This window comes from Pseudomonas sp. Yb2C2, from assembly GCF_052112325.1.
Lineage (GTDB): Bacteria > Pseudomonadota > Gammaproteobacteria > Pseudomonadales > Pseudomonadaceae > Aquipseudomonas > Aquipseudomonas marginalis.
This window is the reverse complement of sequence record NZ_JAVAJK010000053.1, coordinates 1-6,338: the sequence shown is the minus strand read 5'-3', so window position 1 is coordinate 6,338 and position 6,338 is coordinate 1. Positions and strand designations below refer to the sequence as shown.

The window sequence follows — 6,338 nt, the reverse complement described above, 5'->3', positions numbered from 1 at the left end:
CATCATACGCCCTCAGCTATCGGCACTCACCTGTGTTGGCTGCGGGCAGGTTTCTTCACCGTCGTTCAGGCCCTGCTTGTAGTTGCGGCTGAGCAACGAGGCTTTGCCGTTGTGCCAGGTCAGCGTCAGTACGTACAGCGTGTCGTAGTCGCTGCCGGACCAGTCGTCGGTAATCGTGTGTTTTTCGCCGGAGGCCTCACTGGCCACCTTGTTGATCAGCTCCGGCAGGTAGCCGTGGGACCACGCGGTGTAGATGGTGGCATTGTGGTATTTGTCTTCCACCAGCTCGTCGGCCAGGTCGCTGGTGTCGTTGGCCGAGAACTTGATGTTCACCGGCAGGCCCAACTTGATGGCGCTGGGGCTGATGGTCATCAACGGGCGAATATAGCTGTAGGAATTGTCCAGCTCACCTTCCTCGACATTGCGCGTCGGGTTGGCGGCAAACACGAAGTTGGCCTTGCCGAATTTTTCCGGCAGCAGGGTGGCCAGGTTCATTGCTCGGTTCAACCCTTGGCAATTGAGTTGGCCCAGGCCGCCGGCCGGTTTCTCGGCGTGGCGCAGGAACACCAGGGTTTGCACGCCGTCCACCGGTTGGGCGCGGCTTTCCCGGGCGTCGAGGGCGGCAACCATGGCGCCGCTCACCAGCAAAAGGGGCAACATGATGTAGGCGTAGTGTTTCAGTCGTTGCACAAGGCGCAGAGGCTTGATCGTCATTATGGGTTCGAGTCTTCGTGCGTCACGTTAAGGCGGACAAGCCTGGCCCAATGACGCCTGGGGCGTCCTGCGGGTATTCCGTGTCGGTACAGCGAAGTGCCTCCATTCACCGTTTGAGCGCACTTAAGAGTGCACGCGGGCGTATTGGTTCGCCCACGGGGGATAATAGCCCGCTGATGTTGCGCATTGATGACCCATGCAGGACGTGGGACAGATGATTATCATGGGGGCTTTCCGCCAGGGAGTTTCCCGATGAACCCGATCGCCGCGTTCCCGATCAACAGCAAATGGCCCGCCCGGCATCCGGAGCGCCTGCAACTGTACTCGTTGCCCACGCCCAACGGGGTAAAAGTCTCGATCATGCTCGAAGAGCTGGGCCTGCCTTATGAGGCGCACAAGGTCAGTTTCGAGACCCAGGACCAGTTTTCCCCCGAGTTCCTGTCCCTGAACCCCAACAACAAAATCCCCGCGATCATCGACCCCGACGGCCCGGCGGGGCAGCCGTTGGCGCTGTTCGAGTCAGGCGCAATCCTGATCTACCTGGCGGAAAAATCCAGCCAGTTGCTTTCCGAAGATCCGGCGACACGTTATGAAACGATTCAATGGCTGATGTTCCAGATGGGGGGCATCGGTCCGATGTTTGGCCAACTGGGCTTCTTCAATAAGTTCGCCGGCAAGGACTACGAAGACAAGCGCCCCCGCGACCGTTACGCCGCGGAATCCCGTCGCCTGCTGGACGTGCTGGAAAAGCGCCTGCTCGGCCGCACCTGGATCATGGGCGACGACTACAGCATCGCCGACATCGCCACCTTCCCCTGGATTCGCAACCTGATCGGTTTCTATGAATCGGGCGATCTGGTGGGCATTGCCGACTTCCCTAACGTACTGCGCGCGCTGGACGGCTTTGTCGCCCGGCCGGCGGTCATCCGTGGCCTGAATATTCCGAGCTGAAGCATGCCGACTTTCGATTTCAAACAACTGGATGTATTCAGCAGCGTGTCGCTCAAGGGCAATCCGCTGGCCGTCGTGCTGGGTGCTGACAGCCTCAGCGACCAACAGATGGCTGACTTCGCCAAATGGACAAACCTCAGTGAAACCACGTTTTTGCTGACACCGCGCGATGCTCGGGCGGACTACCAGGTGAGGATCTTTACCACCTTGCAGGAGCTGCCGTTCGCCGGGCACCCGACGCTGGGCAGTTGCCATACGTGGCTCAAGGCGGGTGGGGTACCCCAAGGCGAGGAGATTATCCAGGAGTGTGGAATCGGCCTGGTGCGTATTCGGCGTCAAGGCGATGAACTGGCGTTTATTGCACCGCCGTTGATGCGCTCCGGCCCTGTGGACTCCGCGCTGCTGGAGCGCGTTCGCCTGGGATTGGGCCTGGCGCCGGGGGCCATTGTGCGCAGCCAGTGGGTCGACAATGGCGCGGGGTGGCTCGCGGTGATGCTGGCTGACCGTGATCAGGTCCTGGCCTTGCAGCCGGACTATTCGCAGCTGCTTGGGCTGGCCGTCGGGGTGATTGCTCCTTGCAACCCGGCTGACGACGTGGACGCGCAGTTTGAGGTGCGTGCCTTTGTCGCAGGCGACGGGGCCCAGGAAGACCCTGCCACCGGCAGCCTGAATGCGGGCGTCGCACAATGGCTGCTCAGCGAAGGACTCGCACCTGAGTGCTACGTGGTCAGCCAGGGCACGGCCATGGGGCGTGCGGGGCGTATTCGCGTCGAGCGCCAGGGTGATGAAATCTGGGTCGGCGGCGCCGTTACGGTGTGTATCGAAGGTCATCTACAGCTCTAGATCAATACATTATTACGGCCCCCGCAATACACTGTTGGCCCCTGTGCATTTGTGCTGCCGGGGCCTTGGGGCATAAGCTTTCGCCCCAAAGATTTCCCGCCACTTTTTCAGGACAGCCATGACCAGCCAGTTCCCCCAAGCCCGTCCACGCCGCCTGCGCCGCTCCCCGGAGCTGCGTGGCTTGTTCCAGGAAACCGAGTTCACCCTCAACGACCTGGTGCTGCCGATTTTCGTCGAAGAAGAAATCGACGACTTCGTGCCGATCACCAGCATGCCCGGCGTGCAACGCATCCCGGAAAAGAAGCTGGCTGCCGAGATCGAGCGCTATGCCCGTGCCGGTATCAAGTCGGTGATGACCTTCGGCGTGTCCCACCACCTGGACGCCAACGGCAGCGACACCTGGAAGGAACGCGGCCTGGTCTCGCGGATGTCCTCGATCATCAAGGACGCGGTGCCGGACATGATCGTAATGTCCGACACCTGCTTCTGCGAATACACCGACCACGGCCACTGCGGCGTGATGCACGGTGCCCATGTCGACAACGACGCGACCCTGGTCAACCTCGGCAAGCAAGCCGTTGCCGCCGCCCGCGCCGGGGCCGACGTGATCGCCCCCTCGGCCGCCATGGACGGCCAGGTCCAGGCCATCCGCCGTGCGCTGGATGAAGCCGGCTTCACCCATATCCCGATCATGGCCTACTCCACCAAATTCGCCTCGGCCCTCTACGGCCCATTCCGCGAAGCCGGCGGCAGTGCGCTCAAGGGCGACCGCAAAAGCTACCAGATGAACCCGATGAACCGCCGCGAAGCCGTGCGCGAATCGCTGCTGGACGAACAGGAAGGCGCGGACGCACTGATGGTCAAGCCGGCCGGTGCCTACCTCGACATCATCCGCGACATCCGCGAAGCCTCGCGCCTGCCGGTGGCGGCGTACCAGGTCAGCGGCGAATACGCGATGATCAAATTCGGCGCCCAGGCGGGAGCGATCGATGAGGATCGGGTCGTGCGTGAGACCTTGGGGTCGATCAAGCGTGCGGGTGCGGATTTGATCTTTACCTACTTCGCGATGGACTTGGCGTTGGCTGGGATCTAAGGGCAACGTAACCCACCCCTGGTGAGCGAACACTTGTGGTGAGCGAGCTTGCTCGCGTTGGGCTGCGTAGCAGCCCCATGCCCACGATCTACCTTAAATACTTCATCTGCCTGACTAACTACATTCTGTGAAGTTTGAATTGTTTGATTGGATGAAGGGGAGGTAATCGCTGGTCTGAATTTTATATATTTTTCCTGGCTTTTGAATAGAAGGCTGCGGAGGATTGAAAGTTTAGGTTGATGTTTCGTTTCAGTAGTCCGTGCAGGCGGTGATTGGGTTTCCGTCTGTATCTAGTATTGTTGTTGATTTTCTTTATGTTGCATATTAAAAAATGTGTATTTTTTATAGCTCTCTCCGATTGATTTCCGCTGGTTGAGCATTTTTTTATATGTAATTTACGGCTGTGAGTAAGTGAACTTATGCTCAAACATTTGTTGGGTGAAGAAGAATGTCATTTGTTATCACTTCAACAAAGCTGGGCTTGCCGGTGATTGGCTTGTCAATTTCAATCAAAATTACTGAATCGCCGATTTTTAGTATTGAGCAACTTTGGTCTGCATCTTGGATAAGCTCGCCGATAATTTTATGAGCACCATTCGCAGAAGCGATCTGTGGTGTTTTTACAGATGAGGACATGATGTTTTGTCCCCATGAAAATATTTCATCAAGTTCTAACTCTACATCCAGAATTTCACCAGTTTTTAACTTGGTTCCGCTCCATAAAGCTGTGGCATTTCCAAAAGGTGAGTTGAATTTTACTCTCACAGTGCCTTTGTCAGAAAAAATATCAGTTATTTGTATCTTCATTTCACTTCTTCGTCAGGGGAACGCGTACAACAGTATTGTCAACGTTCATGGTATTGGTTTTTATCTCGAACGTCCATGTCTCCTCATGATAGTGATGCTTGCTTGGCTTGCTATTCATTTCATGGGCCCCGTAACGAATACTTCTTTTTGCGTCGCTGGAAACAATTCTGTCGCGGTCGGGCTTCCCAGTTCGTGGGTTGGTGTTTGTGTGAGGGCCAGGTCCTAGAAATTCATCCCATTTCTGAATGGTTTCTTCCGGCTTTACAGGTTTATTGGCAAAGGTCTCCTTATGATAGCCCAGTGTAGGTGGAGAGTTGGAGCTTGTGGGACTGAGTGGGCTGCCTTCATTAACCTGTGCTTTTCCCGCTGGAACTTCAGCACTGGGGTTCGGCTTGCATTTATCCCCGCCTGGACAGGTACTCAGACCTAACGGATCCACCCACCCCATAGGGTTCGGCACGTACTGGTACGCGTTGAGCCCACCCGCCAACTTCACCGGGTCAGGCGTCAGGTAACACCCAATATCCGGATTGTAGTAGCGATGGCGGTTGTAGTGCAGCCCGCTTTCCTGATCAAAGTACTGGCCCTGGAAACGTAGCGGGTTGTCGATTGTGCCTTTGTCGAGTCGGCTGATCTGGCCGTAGGCGCGGTAATGCGCGGACCAGACGATTTCGCCGTCGGGGTCGGTGAGTTCCTGCGGTGTGCCGAGGTGGTCGAGTTGGTAGTGGTACGGCTTCGTTTCTTCTGGGCCGAAACCTTCCAACAGGGCCAGTGGACGAAAGCTGTCGGGTTCATAGAGATAGCTGCGATGGCTATCCGCATGGTGCTCGGCAATCAGCCTGTCGCCTTGCCAGAAAAACTCCGTCGTTAGGCCGTCCACGGTTTTGCTGATGCGTCGCCCAAACGGGTCATAGCGATAGCTGGCGGTTTGGCCGTTGGGTTGGGTGAGGCCTATCAGCCGATGCTGGCAGTCGTAGCGGTATTCGGTGACGAGTTGATGGCCTTTGCCACGCCGCTCGCGGATGAGGTTGCCGAAGGCGTCATAGTCGTAGTGGCGGTCGCCCTGGATCATCAGGCGGTTGCCGGCGCGGGTGTGGCCGAAGCGTTCCTGCAGGTCTTGGGAGTGGTCGGCGCGGGTGAGGCGGCCTAGTGGGTCGTAGTGGTAGTGGTGTTCGCCTTTGCGCGTGTCGAGCAGGCGGGTGAGGTTGCCGGTTTTGTCATAGTCGTATTGGCGTTGGTAGAGGTGGTCCTGTTGCTGGGTGATTGCGTGGGCGTGCAGGCGGTGTTGGTCGTCGTAGTGGTAGTGGCTGAGGAGTTGGCCTTGTTGGCGCTGATGTTCCTGGCCGGCCTTGAACAGATGAGACGTCAGCAGCGCGCCGTTTAATTCGATGGTGGCGAGGTGGCCGCCTTTCGCATGGTTAAAAACCAGTCGGTTGTTATCGGGTAGGCGCAGGTGTTGAAGCTGGCCGCAGGCGTCGTAGCCGTAGCGCAAGGTGCCCCAGCCCTGGTGTTCGGCGGTGAGGCGGTTTTGGCGGTCGTATTCGTAGGCCAGCGCCCAGTGGCCGTCATCGACGCTGAGGAGGTTGCCCTGGCGGTCGTAGGCATATTCAACAAGGCTACCGTCGGGCAGGGTTTTTCTGACGAGGCGTCCGGCGTGATCGCGCTCGTAGCGAGTAACGAGCTGACTGCCATCGTCACCGTGTTCGGTCTTTTCCTGCAGGTTGCCGTTGAGGTCGTAGACATAGGCCGTACGCTGCCCGTCAAAGCCGGTTTCCTGCTGGATCAGGCCATTGGGGTGGTAATCAAGTCGGTAGGTCTCGCCAACCTCGTTTTCGATCTCGGTCAGCAATAACCGCACGTTATCGTAGCGGTACTTGACCTGAGTGCCATCAGCGTTGATGCGCCGACTGATCAGGTGCAACCCGTCGGC

Annotated in this window: 6 protein-coding genes; 3 read left to right on the top strand and 3 right to left on the bottom strand. The window is 57.8% G+C overall.

The features are described from left to right. Positions 1-12: 12 nt before the first annotated feature. Positions 13-714 (bottom strand): histidine phosphatase family protein, encoded by a 702-nt coding sequence (locus tag Q8X51_RS32060; protein ID WP_065947080.1) that lies wholly within the window; start codon positions 712-714, stop codon positions 13-15. Between the two features lie 252 nt (positions 715-966). Here Q8X51_RS32060 and Q8X51_RS32055 point away from each other — a divergent pair, with 252 nt between their 5' ends. From Q8X51_RS32055 to hemB, 3 genes are all read left to right on the top strand, one after another. Further along, a complete protein-coding gene (locus Q8X51_RS32055; protein ID WP_065926958.1) occupies positions 967-1,665 on the top strand; it encodes a glutathione S-transferase N-terminal domain-containing protein in 699 nt (232 codons plus the stop codon). Positions 1,666-1,668: 3 nt separating this feature from the next. Beyond that, positions 1,669-2,508 (top strand): PhzF family phenazine biosynthesis protein, encoded by an 840-nt coding sequence (locus Q8X51_RS32050; RefSeq protein ID WP_407694742.1) that lies wholly within the window; start codon positions 1,669-1,671, stop codon positions 2,506-2,508. Between the two features lie 118 nt (positions 2,509-2,626). Next, the gene (hemB, locus tag Q8X51_RS32045; protein ID WP_065926960.1) at positions 2,627-3,601 is read left to right on the top strand and encodes a porphobilinogen synthase; all 975 of its coding nucleotides are present in this window, start codon (positions 2,627-2,629) and stop codon (positions 3,599-3,601) included. 423 nt (positions 3,602-4,024) lie between these two features. Here the strand turns inward: hemB and Q8X51_RS32040 are convergent, their stop codons facing one another. Beyond that, the gene (locus Q8X51_RS32040; protein ID WP_141691296.1) at positions 4,025-4,408 is read right to left on the bottom strand and encodes a hypothetical protein; all 384 of its coding nucleotides are present in this window, start codon (positions 4,406-4,408) and stop codon (positions 4,025-4,027) included. Position 4,409: 1 nt separating this feature from the next. Beyond that, a partial coding sequence (locus tag Q8X51_RS32035; RefSeq protein WP_407695006.1) for an RHS repeat domain-containing protein occupies positions 4,410-6,338 on the bottom strand: 1,929 nt, incomplete at its 5' end.

Excerpts from the sequence above, each read along its gene's own strand:
- Q8X51_RS32060 (WP_065947080.1), bottom strand. The coding sequence starts at position 714 with ATGACGATCAAGCCTCTGCGCCTTGTGCAACGACTGAAACACTACGCC.
- Q8X51_RS32055 (WP_065926958.1), top strand. The coding sequence starts at position 967 with ATGAACCCGATCGCCGCGTTCCCGATCAACAGCAAATGGCCCGCCCGG.
- Q8X51_RS32050 (WP_407694742.1), top strand. The coding sequence starts at position 1,669 with ATGCCGACTTTCGATTTCAAACAACTGGATGTATTCAGCAGCGTGTCG.
- hemB (WP_065926960.1), top strand. The coding sequence starts at position 2,627 with ATGACCAGCCAGTTCCCCCAAGCCCGTCCACGCCGCCTGCGCCGCTCC.
- Q8X51_RS32040 (WP_141691296.1), bottom strand. The coding sequence starts at position 4,408 with ATGAAGATACAAATAACTGATATTTTTTCTGACAAAGGCACTGTGAGA.